The following is a 15,925-nucleotide window of genomic DNA, read 5'->3' as shown; positions in this document are numbered from 1 at the left end:
TTAGGGGGCCACGCATGCCATTGCGCGGCACATGAAGGCCCACCGAGCGGGCGAGCGAAGCGAGTCCGCGACCGGCCGCGCAGCGGCCGTGCGTGGCAGAGTCGCTGACGCCTGTGGGGGTCAATGACTCGAGCCACGCATGCCATTGCGCGGCACATGAAGGCCCACCGAGCGGGCGAGCGAAGCGAGTCCGCGACCGACCGCGCAGCGGCCGTGCATGGCAGAGTCGCTGACGCCTGTGGGGGTCAATGACTCGAGCCCCCTTTAGGGGGCCACGCATGCCATTGCGCGGCACATGAAGGCCCACCGAGCGGGCGAGCGAAGCGAGTCCGCGACCGGCCGCGCAGCGGCCGTGCGTGGCAGAGTCGCTGACGCCTGTGGGGGTCAATGATAATACTCGTAGGGACCGTAGTGGGGGGCGCTTGGGATCACCACAGCGGCGGTGTCGACCACGGTCGGCACCGCGCCCTCCAGCGGCACGATCGCCCACCCGCGCCCCCCACCCAGCATCGGCACATCGAGCTCGACCCCGCCGAACTCAAAGCGCTCCCAGTGGCTGGCGGTCGCAAGCCCGACGACGCCGCTCGGACGCCCGCGGATTAGCACGAAGCGAGCCTTCGGATCGCGCGACTCGAGGGTCAGCGCTGCGCTGGTCCGAGCCCGCATCTCCGAGTCCCGATCGGCCTGCAGCGACAGGCGCGAGCGCACCAGCGCGGCCGGCTTGCGAATGACACGCAGCGCGAGCGCCGTCGCGGCGCGAACCCGCGGCGAGGGATCGGCGAGCAGCATCTCGAGGAGGGGATCCTCGCCGTAGCGGGCGAGGGCCAGCGCCGCGCAGCCACGGACGTCGTCGTGGTGGGCGGCCGCGAGCCCGTGGAGCTCGACGCGGACTTGCTCGGCGTGACGCGTCCCAACCCCGCGCCCGAGCGCCAAGGTCGCGATGCAGCGCGACTCGCTGCTGGCGTCTCGATCGTGGGCCCAGCTCGCGATGCGTCCCCAGACGACGTCGTGGTCGTGGTCGTCGAGGAGCGGCTCGGGGGCCAGGGCCAGCGCCGTCAGCCACGGCCGGACCTGGGCAGCGCCTGCGGCCCGATCGAGCTGCCACGCGAGCGCGCCGCTGAGCCACGCGGGCGCGAGCTCGGCGAGCGCGGCCCCGGCGGTCGCGGCCTCGGGATCTCCGAGCAGCTCGAACCATGCCGCACGATCGTCGATCGAGGGCAGCTCGACCCGCGCGGCCTCGACCGCTTCCGCGGTCCCAGCCGCGCGGCTGATCGCGACGGGTCGCGGGGTCGGCTCGAGCCGACGAGCGGCGAGCAGGCGCTCGACCTCGAGCGCGATGTCGGGCTCGAGCCCGCGCTCGGTCGCGGCGCTCAGCTGGGCGACGGCGCGGTCGCCAAGCCACAGCAGCGCCTGCGTCGAAGCCTCGCGCAGGTCGGGGTCACGCATGCGCTCGACGAGCCCGGCGATCAGCTCGGCGCCAGGATCGGGCCGGCCGCCGATCGCCTTGGCCACGTCGGGCCGCCGAAGGTTGCGCGGCGGCGAGTCGAGCAGCTCGAGCAACGCGACGTCGATGTCCTCGCCGGGGAGCCGCGCGAGCGCGGTCACGGCCGCCGACGCCATCTTGGCGTTGGTGGGGGTCTCGAGCGCGCGGCGCAGGGCCGGCCCCGTGCGCGGATCGGCGAGCTGACCGAGGCTGATCGTCGCGGCCGTGGCCACGTTCGGATCGATGTCGTCGAGCAGCCGGACGAGGGCCAAAGCGCCCTCCCCCGGGCCGAGACGTCCGAGGCTTCGCGCCGCGGTCCGACGGACCCGGGCCGAGAAATCGCCGAGCTGGGCGACGAGCTCCCGGCGCGCCTCCTCGGCCCGCTCGGAGCTCAGCGGCGCGTCGACCAGCAACATGATCGCCTGCTCGCGGATCAAGTCGTTGGGGTCGCGCATCGCGTCGTAGACGAGATCGAGGTGCTCGGGGGTCGGATCCTGACTGAGCAGCTGCAGCGCGATCAGGCGGATCCCGCCCTCGCCCTCCTCCCACAGCTGCTCGGCCTCGTCGACGCACGCGAGCAGCTGCCGCGACGCGCACAGCTGCAGCGCTTGCCTACGGACCTCGGGGGAGGGATCACTCAGGGCGAGCTCGAGGTCGGGGAGGATGACCTCCGACGCGTACTCGCGCAGCTCGTCGAGCGCGGCGATCCTCGCGCTCTCGCTCATGATCGAGGGGTCGCGCAGCGGCGCCGCGATCCGATCGATCTCGCTTGGCCACACGGGATAGCGCCCGTCCGCGTCCTCGCCCGCGGCCGAGTCCGGCGCGAGCGCGGGCAAGGTCGCGAGCAGCAGCGCGGGCAGTCGAGAGCGGCGCATCGCCGGAGTGTAAACCCTCGGCGGCGCTCGTCGGGCGGTCTTTACCCTCTCCCTGACTCGGGGCTGCGCCCCGCCCCCCTCGCTTCGCTCGGGCCCTCAGCTCCTGGGCGACTCATCTGGATCGGCGATCACCCGCAAGGGCCCAGGGCCGAGGCCCGCGCCGAGTTCCGCGCTGGGCGCAGACGCGGCCGCGTCCGTCGCAGCGCGGGGCTCGGCGGCGGTGCCCGAGCTGGCCGAGGCCTCTTCGTTCTGCCACGGGTAGGTGATCCGGCCATGGGCCGAGGCCAGCAGCGTGTCGGCCAGGGTCTCGATGATGCGTCGCAGCTCGCGGAGCCCGAGCCCGCAGTCATCGAGCTGCCCGGCGGTGAGCTTCGAGAACACGATCTGGCGCAGGAGCTTGTCGATCTCCTTGCGATCGGGCCGCGCGAGGGTCCGGCTCGCAGCCTCGACCGAGTCGACGATCAACAAGATCCCAGTCTCGGGCGAGTGCGGGCTGACGCCCGGATACACGAACGCGCGCTCGTCCACGCGCTTGGGATCTTCACCGGCCGCGAGCGCCTGGGCGCGGGCCTTTTGATAGAAATACTCGACCCGCCCGTCGCCGTGGTGGGTGTGCATGAAGTCGATGATCGGCTCCGGCAAGCCAGCCGCCCGCCCGCGGACGACGCTGCTGCGGACGTGGTGGATGATCTTCTCGGCGCTGCGCTCGGGCGTCAGGCTGTCGTGCGGGCTCGCGGACCCGCGCGGGAGGTTCTCGATGAAATTCTGGGGCTCGTCGGCCTTGCCGAGGTCGTGATAGTAGGCGCCGACTCGAATCAACAGCGCGTCGGCGCCGACGCTGTGAGCGGCCGACTCGGCCAGGTTGGCCATCGCGCGGCTGTGGGCCCAGGTCCCCGGCGCACGGGTCGAGATGCGCTGGAGCATCGGGTTGTTGAGGTCCGAGAGCTCGAGCAGGGTCGAGCGGCTGACGTTGCCAACCACGCGCTCGAAGACCGGATCGAGCGCCAGCCCGACCAGCGGCCAGCACAGCCCGCCGATCAACGCCCAGCTGAGCCGCCCCCACTCGACGCTGACGAGGTCGAGCGGATTGAGCGCCCCGTGGATGAACAGCTGGGCCGCGAGGTAGCCGAGGACTGTAGCGGCCGCGCTGCCGAGCACGAAGGGCACCAGCCACAGCCAGCCTCCGGGCCGGCGCCGCGGGGTCAGGTGGGCCACCGCCATGCCCTGGGCCGCGACCGTGACGCCCAGGACCGGATCGAAAGGCGGGATCATGAGCGCGCTGCACAGGCACAAGATCAGCGCGCAGCCAAAGGCCACCCGAGCACCGAGCTGCAGCGCGACCGGGACCAGGAGCGCCGCGATCGGGATGAAGGTGGCCGCCAGCGGCACCCACAGCAGGCACGCGCGCAGGAGCAGCAGCCCGCCGGCGAGCCAGGCAAAGATCGCAAGCTGCTCGCGCCGCCGTTGCAGCCGGCGCTCGAGCCGAGCCAACAACAGCTGCAGCGACGCCCCCGAGAGCAGCCCGAGCATCACCACGCCCACGATTCGCGCGAGCCCGCTCGGCCCCCCGAGGCCCGCGTAGAACTGACGCAGCTCCCAGGCGCTCGCAAAGTCGGACACCGGGTGGCCGCGGGGGATGAAGGTCCGGCCATCGGCGAGCACGAAGTGGTGCGTGACCGAGGCCAGCTCGCGCCCGAGCCCGTCGCGGATCAGCCACAGCGGGAGCTCGACGACGGCGAGCAGAACCAGCGCCCAACCGACCACGAGGGCGACGCGCAGCCTCGGGCTGGCGCAGGGTCGCGCGAAACGGATCGGTCCGCTGACATCGGCGAGGTCGGGCTCGACGAGCATGACTGCCGATCATGTTGCCGCGAACACCATGCGCGCGACAAACGCAGTTCCTACGAGTTTGCGCCAGGTGCACTGCCCGTCACCACGCTTACGCTCGCAAACCGAACACGCTTGCAACAATTTGTTGCGTCGGATGTCAGCGAACGCGCCGCCAGCACATAAGTACCTAAAATCATTCGCAATTACAGAATGGCTGGCCTGCTGCACTGCAACCAAGCATGACCGCCACCACCTGCAACGAGTTCGTGTGCCTGACCAACCCTCACCTCCCCCGTCTGTTTCGCATCGGGATGCGGCTCACGCATCAGCCGAGCGAGTCGCAGGATTTGGTCCAGGAGGCGCTGACCAAGGCCTGGGCCAACTGGCACCGCTTCGAGCAGTCGGGCAGCGTCGGCGCGTGGCTCTCGCGGATCTTGATCAACACCTTCATCTCGCGCCACCGCCACCAGAAGGTCGTCGACGCGACCGCGGCGCGACCCGACCTGCTCCCCCACCTCTACGATCCCCACCGCCTCGACGAGGCCGCCATGCCCGAGGGCAGCTGGCACAGCCGTCACTTCTCCGACGAGGTCCTCGACGCGCTCGCCGAGCTCCCGCCGCACTACCGCCAGGTCGTCGAGCTCGTCGATGTCCAGGGCCTCGCCTACAAGGACGCCGCCGACGAGATCGGCTGCCCGCTCGGCACTGTCATGAGCCGGCTGCACCGCGCCCGCAAGCTCCTGCGTGAGCAGCTCGCCGAGTACGCGACCAACTACGGCCTCGGCCACGCCGAGGCCCCTCGCCAGGCTGCCTGAGCCCTCGGCCCCGAGCGTCCCCCCACTTGGCGGTGTGCGGTGGACGCTCGATGGCCGGCGCGGTAGATCAGGCCGCGCAGTGACGAGCGAGCAAGACAGCGACAAGGCGGGCGCCACCGGGGCTCGCGTGCGACGGGTGTCGCTCGCGCTGACCCTGCTCTTTGGCCCTGGCCTCACCCCGATCGCGGGGTGCATGAAGAAGACCGACGAGCCGGCGGGGCTCCGCGATCCCGCGCCGAAGTTCGAGACCAAGAGCCTCGACGGTGAGGACGTGAGCCTGGCCGACTACGAGGGTCAGGTCGTGCTGCTCAACACCTGGGCGACCTGGTGCGACCCCTGCGTGCGCGAGCTGCCGGAGCTCGCCCGGATGCACGAGGAGCTGAAGCACAAGGGCTTCACGGTCATCGGCCTCAACACGGACGTCCGCAGCAAGCTGCCCGCGGTCCGGACGATGGTCGTCCACCACAAGCTGCCCTTCCCGGTCTGGCTCGACTTCGAGAGCAAGGCCCAGGTCGTGTTCAAGCTCCGCGGCTACCCGACCTCGTTCTTGATCGATCGCGCCGGCAACATCCGCTGGAAGCGAGAGGGCGAGATCGTCAAGAACGACGCCGAGCTCGGCGCCATCCTCGAGACCGTGCTGGCCGAGTAGCGGAGCCCAGCGGAGCTCAACTCAGCCCGGAACCCAACCCAGAACCCAGCCTGGAACCCAACCCGGAGCTCAGCCAGGATCGGGGACCGGAAAGCCCTGCGGGTGCGCGGGCTCGGACCGGGACTCGCCGACGACGACCTCGCGGCCCTCTTCGGGGCGCGAGGTCAGCGGCTTGCGCTTCTCGAGCGGGCCGAGGGCCCGCCCCGCGACGAGGTCGCCGACCTCGTCCGCGGTCAGGACCTCACGCTCGATCAGCGCGTTGGCGATCCGCGCGAGGGCGTCATAGTTGTCTTCGAGCAGCTTGCGAGCGCGCGCGTACTGCTCGGTGATGATCCGGTGGATCTCGGCGTCGATCGTCTGCGCGGTCGCTTCGGAGTAGTTTTGCTGGCTTCCGATGTCGCGGCCGAGGAAGGGCTCGGACTCGGCCTTGCCGAAGGTGATCGGCCCCAGCCGATCGCTCATGCCCCACTCGCAGACCATCTTGTGGGCGAGCTGGGTGCACTTGGACAGGTCGTTGCCCGCCCCGGTGCTCTTGAGCCCCTCGAACTCGATCTCCTCGGCGATCCGGCCGCCGAGGCTCACGGCGATCATGCCCTCGGCGTTGTCCTGATCGTAGGACAGCTTGTCTTGCTCGGGCAGGAAGTGCGTCACGCCCAGGGCCCGACCGCGCGGGATGATCGTGACCTTGTGGATCGGATCGACCGAGCCCGGGGGCAGCAGCGCGGCGACCAGGGTGTGGCCGGCCTCGTGCCACGCGGTGGTCTTGCGCTCCTGGGTCGAGATGTAGACGCTCTTGCGCTCGGCGCCCATCATGACCTTGTCGCGGGCGTGGTCGAAGTCGTGGTGGATGACGCGGTCGCGATTGCAGCTCGCCGCGTGGAGGGCGGCCTCGTTGACGAGGTTCTCGAGGTCGGCGCCCGAGAAGCCCGGGGTCCCGCGAGCGATGACCGCGAGATCGACGTCGTCGCCGAGCGGGACCTTGCGCGTGTGGACGTCGAGGATCGCCTCGCGCCCGCGGACGTCGGGCAGCCCGACGACGATCCGGCGATCGAAGCGACCGGGCCGGAGCAAGGCCGGATCGAGCACGTCGGGCCGGTTGGTGGCCGCGACCAGGATGACGCCGTCGTTGCCCTCGAAGCCGTCCATCTCGACGAGCAGCTGGTTGAGGGTTTGCTCGCGCTCGTCGTGACCGCCGCCGAGCCCGGCCCCGCGGTGGCGGCCGACGGCGTCGATCTCGTCGATGAAGATGATGCAGGGCGCGTTCTTCTTGCCCTGCTCGAACAGGTCGCGGACCCGGCTGGCCCCGACCCCGACGAACATCTCGACGAAGTCCGAGCCGGAGATCGAGAAGAAGGCGACGCCGGCCTCACCGGCGATCGCCCGGGCGAGCAGGGTCTTGCCGGTTCCGGGCGGGCCCATGAGCAGCACCCCCTTGGGGATGCGGCCGCCGACGCGCATGTACTTGCGAGTGTCGCGGAGGAAATCGATGATCTCTTCGACCTCTTCGCGGGCCTCCTCGATGCCGGCAACGTCCTTGAAGGTGACCTTTTGTTGGTGCTCGTTGAGCAGCCGGGCCTTGGACTTGCCGAAGCTCATGGCCTTGCCGCCGCCAGCTTGCATCTGGCGCATGAACATGATCATCACGGCGATGATCAGCAGCACGGGCAGCCACATGATCGCGAACTGAAACAGCACGCCCTCATCTTCGGGCTCGACCTTGTACTGAACGCCGTTGGTCTCGAGCAGCGTGTAGAGCTCGTCGGTCGCCGGTGCGACGACCTCGACCAGGGCGTTGTCACGCTCGTAGGTGACGTTGACGTGGCTGGCGTGGACCTCGAGCTCGACCGAGGTCGAGGCCTTGTCCGCGCTGAGTTTGCCGGCCTCGACCTGAGCCCGGAACTCCGAGTAGGTGATCGGGTCGGCCTCTTTGCGGCTGCTGATCAGGCTGGCCAACAACACCACGACCCCGATCAGGCCGAGCCACACGAAGAGAGTCTTGGTCTGCTGCTTCACGTCGGTGCTTCCGAGTGTCCGCCGCGGGGGCGCACGGTCCTGGGCGGGTGCCCAAACGTGCCTTGTAACGCACGAAAGCCGAGACCTGTCCAGGTGCGGACGCGGCCCCCCGGGCTGGGGGGGTGGTCGAAGCTCGAACCGGCTGACACCGGCCAGGAGAACCCGTTCGAGGGAGGATAGCCCTGGCCCCCAGAGGGGTCAATGGTTCGAGCTCTCGCGCTTCCTTGCCGCTTGAACCGCGCAAACGCCGTTCTTGTTGATCTCGATCCGGCACCTGGGGTGCAGGTCCCAGCTGCGCGGGGCCGGACTGGGGCTGCCGGCGCCGCGCCCCCGAGCGCGCGCGACGGCGACCGCCGACGCGTCCATCGCCTCCACAACTCGCCAGCGCAGCTGGGTGAGATCGACCCCGCAAAGCTCACACATCCGCCGCAGCGCCCGGGTCCGGATCGCCCGGGGGAGCGCGTCGAAGCCCGTGAGCCCCCAGCCCCGGGGCCCCGCGCGCTCCTCGACCTCGGCTTCGGCCCAGACCGACAGCGCCTCCTCGGCGTCGCCCGCCTGGCGCGCGAGTCCGGTCAGGGCGAGCTCGAGCCTGGGGTTGTGCTCGCGCAGGTGGGGCAACACCCGGGCACGTAGCCAGATGCGCAGGGCCTCCGTGTTGGTGTTGGTCGGATCGTCGACAAAGGGCAGCTCGAGCTGGCCGCACAGAGCACGGGTCTGAGCCCGGGTCAGCTCGAGCAGGGGTCGCAGCCACGGCGGCTCATACTCGCGCATGGCCGCGAGACCCTCGAGCCCGGCGCCGCGGGTCAGGTGCATGAGCATGGTCTCGACCTGGTCCGTCGCGGTGTGGGCCAGGACGATCGCCGTCGCACCGCACTCGAGCTGCTGGCGTCGGAGCGCGGCGCGCCGGGCCTCGCGGGCGCGCGCGGGCAGCCCCGGTCCGGGCTCGAGCTCGACCCGATCGCGCAGGCACCCGAGCCCGAGCCCGCGGGCGACGTCGGCGACCTGATCGGCCTCGGCCCCCGACTCCGCCCGGAGCCCGTGATCCACGTGACCGACCGTGAGCTCGAGCGCCTCGGACCGGCGCAGGATCGTGAGCAGACCGAGCGCCGCGATCGAGTCGGGCCCACCCGAGCATCCGACCAACAGGTGCCGGGGGCCGGCGCCAGGCCCGAGCGCGGCCCGGAGGGTCTCGCGCACGGGGCCCAGCGCCGCGGCGATCTCGGGGCTGCGCGGCGGCGACTCGGGATCCAGCACCCGCGCACCCTAGCAGCCCGTGGTGCAATGCATCGTGTCGCCTCGCGCCGGAATTTTCGCCGAGGGCGCGAAGCCAAAACGCCGCTGTACCGGGCGTACTGCAAGTTTTGGCGACAAAGCCCTCGGCAAAAACGCCAAGCGAGGCGGCGCGAGGCATTGCACCACGGGCTGCTAGCAGCCCGGGGTGCAATGCATCGTGTCGCCTCGCGCCGGAATTTGCGTCGAGGGCGCGAAGCCAAAACGCCGCTGTACCGGGCGTACTGCAAGTTTTGGCGACAAAGCCCTCGGCAAAAACGCCAAGCGAGGCGGCGCGAGGCATTGCACCACGGGCTGCTAGCCCCAAATCGAGCGCTGAATTGAAAAAGATGAATGATTTTGGGCTCGTACGAGCCGAGAGGCGAGGTTTTTGGGGGCGCCGAGGGCCGCTTTGCCGCCGCAGCGAGGGGCCTGTTCGAAAGACTCTTCCAGGCTCGTGGCGCGCCCGCGAAGCGACTACCCTGCCAGCCGTGAGCACCCCCGAGATCCGGGCCGACGACCGCCCGAGCTACGCGCCTGAACAGGCCCAGCTGGTCGTCGACGATCCCCTCAGCCTCGACAGCCGGGACGACGCCCCCGCGCTGATCCGCGCGCTCCCAGTCCAGAGCTTCGTGACCGTCGCTCGCAAGCTCCGGGACGAGCAGCGCCTCGACCTCCTGTTGCCCCACGCCAGCGCCGAGCAGATCACCGGGATCTTCGACCTCGACGCGTGGGAGCGCGACCGGATCGCCGTCGCGCGGGCGCGCGAGTGGCTCGACCGGATCGTCGACGCCTACCGCGAGGGCGAGGTCGAGCGTGGTCGGCTCGCGCGCTTGATCCACGACACCGACCCCGAGATGTGGATCCTGGCGACGGCCGCCGCGACCGCGGTCGCCGAGCTCGACGAGCCCGACAACGACGAGCGCCGCCAGCAGGTCCTCGAAGACATGTCGGCCCTGCACACCTGGGAGACGCCCGACGGTCACTACATCGTCGGCGTGCCCGACAACGAGCTCGGGCGCATGGCCCTGCGCGTGCTGTTTGCGGTCTACGACGACAACCTCGTCGAGGGCCGCAAGCTCGTCAGCGCGATCAAGTGGAGCGTCCACGCCGAGGTCGAGGAAGACCTCCTGCGCTGGCGCAAGGGCCGGCTCGCCGATCTCGGCTTCCCCGAGTGGGACGAGGCCATGCGCCTGTTCACGCCGCTCTCGCGCGACGCCGTCAGCGGGCGCACGGACGACGGCGAAGACAGCCCGCCCGCGGCCCACATCCCCGAGCGCCGCGCCACGCTGCCGCCCGCCAACCTCGGCGCGCCCCACGACGTCCTGCGTCGGGTCATGCACCACCTCGACGACGCCGAGTACGACCTGCGCCTGCGCGAGTTCCTGCTCCTGGCCAACGAGCTCATGGCCGCGCAGCGCTACGAGCCCGGCGACGAGGCCCTCCAGGAGCGCGCCGTCGGTCAGGCCCAGGCGACCCTCAACCTCGCCTGCGAGCTGCTCCTCGCCGCCGAGCCCCACGACGATCCCGAGGCCTTCATCGCGGCCCGGATCACGAGCGTCGGGCTCCGCAAGCTGTTTCGCTTCGGCTACGGCCCGCTGGCCAAGCTGCGCAAGGCCGCGCTCGCGCTCCACCGCGGCGGCCAGGTCTCGCTGAAGCAGGTCGGCTCACTGCTCGATCGACCCTGGGGCCCGGCGCTGGCCACCTTGGTGGGCTGGTACCCCGAGCTCCCGGTCGACAGCAAGGCGGGCAGCAGGCCGCTGCGCAGCCTCGCCGACCTCGCCCACGCGACCGCGCTGATCGGCGAAGCCGGAGCCCTCGCGCAGCTGACCTTCGCGGCCGAGGGCCTGGGAGTCGATCCCGTCTGGATCAACCGAGTCGATGAGCCCGAGCGCCTGTGCCTTGGCGACCTCGTCCGCACGGCGCTCGTGTCCGCGCAGCTGCCTGGCGTCGGTCCCGGCGATGAGCTGCGCCCGCTCGGCCCGGCCGATCTGCGCTGGGCCGCCGACCAACTCCTCGACGCGCGCGGCCAGGTCCCGGCCGTCGACGCGGCGCTGCGAGCCAAGCTCCGGGCGATCGGCGCCGAAGATCGAGGCGACGCGCTGGCCAAGATCCTGCTCCCGCGCCTGGCGATCGAGCTCTCGGGCCTCGAGCTCGGCGAGGGTGGCGAGCCGGATCTGACCAAGGTCGGTGGGCTGCTGACGATCCAACACGTCGGCATGTGGCTGAAGACCTGAGCTCAGGTCTTCAGCTCGAGTCACCCCGGCGGCGACGCAGGGCGTCGAGAGCCGCGTTGCGCTCGGCCGCGCGGAGGCTGCGGCCCTCGCCCTGGCCGAGGATCTCGAGCTCGTCGGCGTCACCGCGGATCTCGACGCGCGCGCGCCAGTGCGGCGCCTCGGGCGGCGGCGGATCCCCGACCGGGGTGTAGACCGGGGTCTGCTTGCGCTCGGCCTGGATCAGCTGTTGAAGCCGCGACTTCGGATCGAGGCCGTCCTCGGGCGCGAGCGTCTGGACCCGGGCGCCGAACATGCGATCGAAGACCACGGCCGCGGCCGCGCTCGGATCGGTCCCGGCCTCGCGAGCGTCGAGGAACACCGCGCCGAGTACGGCCTCGAGGGCGTCGGCCAGGGTCCCGTCGCGGTCTCGCGCGCCGCGTTGCTCGTCGCCGCGGCCGAGAAACAGCCACTCGCCGAGCTCGAGGTCGCGGGCAACCCGGGCCAGCGACCGCTCGGACACCACCGACGCGCGCAGGCGAGTCAGCGGGCCCTCGTCGAGCTCGGGGAAGCGCCGCCACAACGCGTCGGCCGCAACGAGATAGAGGACCGCGTCGCCGAAGAACTCGAGGCAGGCGTTGCTCGGCCAGCCAGCGTCGCGGTTCTCGTTGGCCCACGAGCCCACGGTCAGCGCCACACGCAGCAGCTGCGGTCGCGCGAACCCATGGCCGAGGCGCTCGCCGAGCGATGTCAGGGCGGCGAGTTCGTCCGAGCCCGCGTCCTCGCTGACGCTCGGCAGCTCCCGCAGAACCTTCGGCAGACCCGAGCTCACGCCCGCAAGCTACCAAGCCCCCGCCCGCGTGTCTCTTCCTTGCCCCCGCGCTGGCACAGAACGCGCTATAAGTGGCGGCCCGGGTCATACGCGCCATGAAAGACCACATCCTCACCATCACAGATCTGTTGCTCGGGGCCGCCTACGCCGACAAGCGCCTCGAGGGCCAGGAGACCGCCAAGATCCGCAGCCTGCTGACCAAGCTCGTCGGCAAGCCGGACCTGCCTGTGACCGTCGAGTCCCGGTTCAAGGAATTCTCGCCCGCCGCGTTCGACGTCGACGCCGCGGGCAAGGGGCTCGCGGGGCTCGGCGATCAGCGCCGCAAGATCCTCGAGATGATCGCCGCCGTGAGCGAGTCCGACGAAGAGATCGACCTCGCCGAAGATCGCTACCTGCGGCGTGCGGCCGAGGCCATGGGCCTGCCCGCGGCCGCGTTTCGGGATCTCGTCGTCGACTTCTCCGAGATCGACGATCTCGAGGGCGTGCTCAGCGAGACCTTCGGAATTTAGCGAGGCTCTCGCACCAGCAGCGGGCTGGACCTGCATCGAGCGCGCAGCGCTTGGTTCAGGACTAGCAGCCCGGGGGTGCTAGCCCGCAGACTCGATCCAGCCGCCGCCGAGGACTCGGTCGCCGTCGTAGACGACCGCGGCCTGGCCGGGGGCGACGGCGCGGACGGGCAGATCGAAGCGCACCCGCGCGCGCTGCCCGTCGAGTTCGACGATCGCGGAGTGGGCCTGACCACGGTGGCGGACCTGGACGTCGGCGTGGAAGCCCTCGCCGTCCTCGATGTCTGCGAGCCGGCGGAAGTCCTCGACGATCACGCTGGTGACGTCGAGCTCGTCGGCCTCGCCAACGATGACCGCGCGCGACTCGGGCACGACCCGCAGCGCGTAGCGAGGCCGGCCGCCGCCGATGCCCAGGCCCCGGCGCTGACCCACGGTCACGCGATGGATGCCGCGGTGCTCGCCGAGCACCGCGCCGCTGCGATCGCGGACCTCACCGGGCGCGAGGGCGTCGAGGTCGAGCCCGAGCGCCCGCGCGCGCGCCTCGACGATCTCGCCGTGGTCGCCCCCGGGCACGAAGCACAGCTCCTGGCTCTCGGCCGCGTCGGCGTTGACGATGCCGAGCGCGCGCGCCTTGGCCCGGACCAGCTGCTTGGTCCAGCCTCCGAGCGGGAACTCGACAGCGTCGAGGGTCTCGCGGCCCATCGCAAACAAGAAGTAGCTCTGATCCTTGCTCGAGTCGGCCCCGCGCAGCAGCGCCCCCGACTCGACCCGCGCGTAGTGTCCGGTGACCAAGCGCTCGGCCCCGAGCGCGCGCGCGCGCGCCAGCAGCGGGCCGAACTTCACGTGCTCGTTGCAGCGCGCGCAAGGGTTGGGCGTGCGCCCGGCCGCGTACTCCCGGGCGAAGTCGTCGATGACCGCGGCCTCGAAGCGGGCGCGCTCGTCGACGGTGTAGTGAGGGACCCCGAGCTGATCGCAGACCCGTCGCGCGAGGTCGATCTCGGCCGGAGAGCAGCAGGTCCCGCCACGCCCGCGCCGCGCGCCGCGCGCACCGCTGGCCGCGTCGTAGAGCGCCATCGTGAGCCCAACGACCTCGTGACCGGCCTCGACCATCAAGGCCGCCGCGATCGACGAGTCGACGCCGCCGGACATCGCCACGACCACCCGCATCAGCTGCGCTCCCCTGCCGCCGGCCGCGGCGCGTGGGCGCGGACGCGCTCGATGATCCGCGGCAGGCAGTCGAGCAGCGCGTCGACCTGCTCGGCGCTGCTGTCCTTGCCGAGCGACAGACGCAAGGCGGTGCTCGCGAGCTCGGGCGCGACGCCGAGCGCGAGCAAGACCTTGCTGCCGCTGACCTTGCCGCTGTTGCAGGCCGATCCGGTCGAGACCGCGATGCCCTCGAGGTCGAGGTTGATCAGCATCAGCTCGCCGACACACCCGGGGATCGAGGCCAGGATCGTGTTGCCCAGGGTCTGGTCTGGATCGCCGTGGATCACGACCTCGGGCACCTGCGCGCGCAGCCCCGTGAGCAGCCGCTCGCGCAGGGGCACGAAGCGAGCGCGGCGCTCGTCGAGCTCGCGGGCGACGAGGCCCGCGGCGACGCCAAACCCATGGATCGCGGGGACGGCCTCGGTCCCGACCCGGCGCCCACGCTCTTGCGACCCGCCGATCCACAGTGACTCCAGCTCGTGATGCTGACGGTGGATCAGCGCCCCGACCCCCTTGGGCCCGTGGATCTTGTGGCTCGACACGCTCATGAGGTCGAGATCCCAGGCGCCAAAGTCGACGTGGATCTTGCCGAAGGCCTGGACCGCGTCGCTGTGGATCACGATCGGACGCTCGACGCCCGCGCGGACCGCCGCGACGATCGCCGGGATGTCGTAGCGGTTGCCGAGCTCGTGGTTGGCCGCGGCGATCGACACGACGCCGAGCTCGGGGTGCTCGTTGAGCGCGGCGACGACCTCGCCGGGCGCGAGGCGTCCGCGCTCGTCGACGGCCACGAACACCCGCGGGATCCCCTCGAGTTCGAGCCGCGCCCCGGCTCCGAGCACCGCCGGGTGCTCGACGACCGTCGACAGCAGGCCGCAGGCTTTGCCGGCCCGACGCAGGGCCCGGCAGGTCCCGAGCAGCGCCAGGGCGTCGGCCTCGGTCCCGCCGCTGGTGAAGGTGACCCCGAGCGCCTCGGCCCCGACCGCCGCCGCGAGCTCGCGCCGCGCGTGGTCCACGACCGCTCGTGCTGCACGTCCGCGTCCGTGAACACTCGACGGGTTGCCGTCGAGGGCCGGGTCACCGAGGAGCTCGATCATGCCCCCCCGGACCCGCGAATCGAGCGGCGTCGTGGCGTTGTGGTCGAAGTCGATCACGGCCGAGGCGTATAGCACGGCCCAAGAGCGCGGTCCCGAGACACCTGCAGGCGCCAACATCGACACCCAGCTTGCCTCCACATCGAGGGGCCACGGGGCCGCCCCGGGGCCGCTGCGAGGCACATACCAGCCCACCAGAGCGAGTTGTCGAGCGACCGGCTGCGGAGCGGCCGTGTGAGGCAAAGTCCAAGGTGCGCAGGGGGTCCATAGACTGTTGACGTGGGGGCACGCCACGAACGATGATTTGACCGACGCACAGATGAGCGTGCTCGGGACCATGATGTTGAGGGCTGGCCTCCTCTCGGAGAGCCAAGTCGCCGCCGCGAATGAGCAGGCCGCTACGCGATCGACCTCGCACGTGGACGCGATCCTCGAGCTCGGCCTCGCCGACGAAGACACGCTCGTCGCGTTCCTCGCCAGCAAGCTGATGATCCCGCGCGTGCGCTCGGCGGTGCTCGAGCGCCTCGATCAGCACACCCTCGAGCGCGTGCCCGCGCTGCTGGCCTGGGACTTCAAGTGCATGCCGGTCAGCTTCGACGAGATGGGCAACCTCACCGTCGCGATGTCCGACCCGACGGACGAGCGCGCGATCCGAGCGATCGCCGAGCAGACCAACTCCTATCTCGTGCGCGCCGTCGCGTCGGCCTCGGATCTGCGCCGCGCGCTCGACCGGCACTATGGCGCCGAGCACGAGGTCCGCGAGCGCGCCGCCGCCCAGCTGAGCGAAGGCGTCAACGAGTCGGCGCGTCCGACCGAACTCAATATCGAGCCGAGCCAAAGTGACCAGGCGCCGGCCCCGGTCGCCGCGCCCTACATGCAGGTCGGAGTCATCCCCGAAGACGATGACGACGTGCCCGTCCGCGGCAACCACGGCGCCGCCGAAGAGGTCAACAGCGGGCCGCACGAACACGCCTACGAGCCCGCCGCTGCCCCTGTCGCCGCGCCTCCCGTCGCTGCGCCCTACGTCACCGCCCCGCCCGTCGCCGGTCGTGTCGCCGTCGCCCGTGCTCGCGGCCGGCCGGCACAGACCGGCTTCGCACATCAAGCCGGGATCCCAGGCGCCGCCTCCCGTACACGAGC

At 71.1% G+C, this 15,925-nt stretch carries 12 protein-coding genes; 5 read left to right on the top strand and 7 right to left on the bottom strand.

The features are described from left to right. Positions 1-384 precede the first annotated feature (384 nt). On the bottom strand, positions 385-2,358 hold the full coding sequence (locus tag ENSA5_RS01120; RefSeq protein WP_106389696.1) for a HEAT repeat domain-containing protein: 1,974 nt from the start codon (positions 2,356-2,358) through the stop codon (positions 385-387). A gap of 96 nt (positions 2,359-2,454) precedes the next feature. After that, positions 2,455-4,209, bottom strand: a complete 1,755-nt coding sequence (locus ENSA5_RS01115) for an HDIG domain-containing metalloprotein (RefSeq protein WP_106389695.1) — start codon at positions 4,207-4,209, stop codon at positions 2,455-2,457. A gap of 218 nt (positions 4,210-4,427) precedes the next feature. Between ENSA5_RS01115 and ENSA5_RS01110 the strand changes: the two genes are divergently transcribed. Continuing rightward, the gene (locus ENSA5_RS01110) at positions 4,428-5,003 is read left to right on the top strand and encodes a sigma-70 family RNA polymerase sigma factor (protein ID WP_106389694.1); all 576 of its coding nucleotides are present in this window, start codon (positions 4,428-4,430) and stop codon (positions 5,001-5,003) included. A 79-nt stretch (positions 5,004-5,082) separates the two neighbouring features. Then, complete coding sequence (locus tag ENSA5_RS01105; protein WP_106389693.1) at positions 5,083-5,652, top strand: peroxiredoxin family protein; 570 nt, start codon at positions 5,083-5,085, stop codon at positions 5,650-5,652. Positions 5,653-5,721: 69 nt separating this feature from the next. Here the strand turns inward: ENSA5_RS01105 and ftsH are convergent, their stop codons facing one another. Continuing rightward, positions 5,722-7,665, bottom strand: a complete 1,944-nt coding sequence (gene ftsH / locus ENSA5_RS01100; RefSeq protein WP_106389692.1) for an ATP-dependent zinc metalloprotease FtsH — start codon at positions 7,663-7,665, stop codon at positions 5,722-5,724. A gap of 198 nt (positions 7,666-7,863) precedes the next feature. Then, on the bottom strand, positions 7,864-8,919 hold the full coding sequence (tilS, locus tag ENSA5_RS01095; protein WP_106389691.1) for a tRNA lysidine(34) synthetase TilS: 1,056 nt from the start codon (positions 8,917-8,919) through the stop codon (positions 7,864-7,866). A 506-nt stretch (positions 8,920-9,425) separates the two neighbouring features. On the opposite strand from tilS, the gene ENSA5_RS01090 reads away from it, so the two are divergent. Further along, positions 9,426-11,171: a DUF6178 family protein gene (locus tag ENSA5_RS01090; protein ID WP_106389690.1), complete on the top strand. Its 1,746-nt coding sequence runs from the start codon at positions 9,426-9,428 to the stop codon at positions 11,169-11,171. Positions 11,172-11,181: 10 nt separating this feature from the next. Here ENSA5_RS01090 and ENSA5_RS01085 read toward each other — a convergent pair whose 3' ends face one another. Then, the gene (locus ENSA5_RS01085; protein ID WP_106389689.1) at positions 11,182-11,979 is read right to left on the bottom strand and encodes a ribonuclease III family protein; all 798 of its coding nucleotides are present in this window, start codon (positions 11,977-11,979) and stop codon (positions 11,182-11,184) included. A gap of 95 nt (positions 11,980-12,074) precedes the next feature. Between ENSA5_RS01085 and ENSA5_RS01080 the strand changes: the two genes are divergently transcribed. Continuing rightward, positions 12,075-12,488 (top strand): TerB family tellurite resistance protein, encoded by a 414-nt coding sequence (locus ENSA5_RS01080; RefSeq protein ID WP_106389688.1) that lies wholly within the window; start codon positions 12,075-12,077, stop codon positions 12,486-12,488. A 78-nt stretch (positions 12,489-12,566) separates the two neighbouring features. On the opposite strand, the gene mnmA is transcribed toward ENSA5_RS01080, so the two are convergent. Continuing rightward, entirely contained in the window at positions 12,567-13,652 is a 1,086-nt protein-coding gene (gene mnmA, locus ENSA5_RS01075; protein WP_106389687.1) for a tRNA 2-thiouridine(34) synthase MnmA, read from the bottom strand. Next, on the bottom strand, positions 13,652-14,845 hold the full coding sequence (locus ENSA5_RS01070; RefSeq protein ID WP_181197140.1) for a cysteine desulfurase family protein: 1,194 nt from the start codon (positions 14,843-14,845) through the stop codon (positions 13,652-13,654). Before ENSA5_RS01070 ends, mnmA begins: the two co-directional genes overlap by 1 nt. Before the next feature lie 358 nt (positions 14,846-15,203). On the opposite strand from ENSA5_RS01070, the gene ENSA5_RS01065 reads away from it, so the two are divergent. After that, positions 15,204-15,925, top strand: a 722-nt coding sequence (locus ENSA5_RS01065; RefSeq protein ID WP_181197138.1) for a GspE/PulE/PilB domain-containing protein, incomplete at its 3' end; no start/stop codon positions are given.

The sequence above is a fragment of the Enhygromyxa salina genome, assembly GCF_002994615.1.
Lineage (GTDB): Bacteria > Myxococcota_A > Polyangia > Nannocystales > Nannocystaceae > Plesiocystis > Plesiocystis salina_A.
The sequence above is the reverse complement of the archived record's forward strand: the minus strand, read 5'-3'. Positions and strand labels throughout refer to the sequence as shown.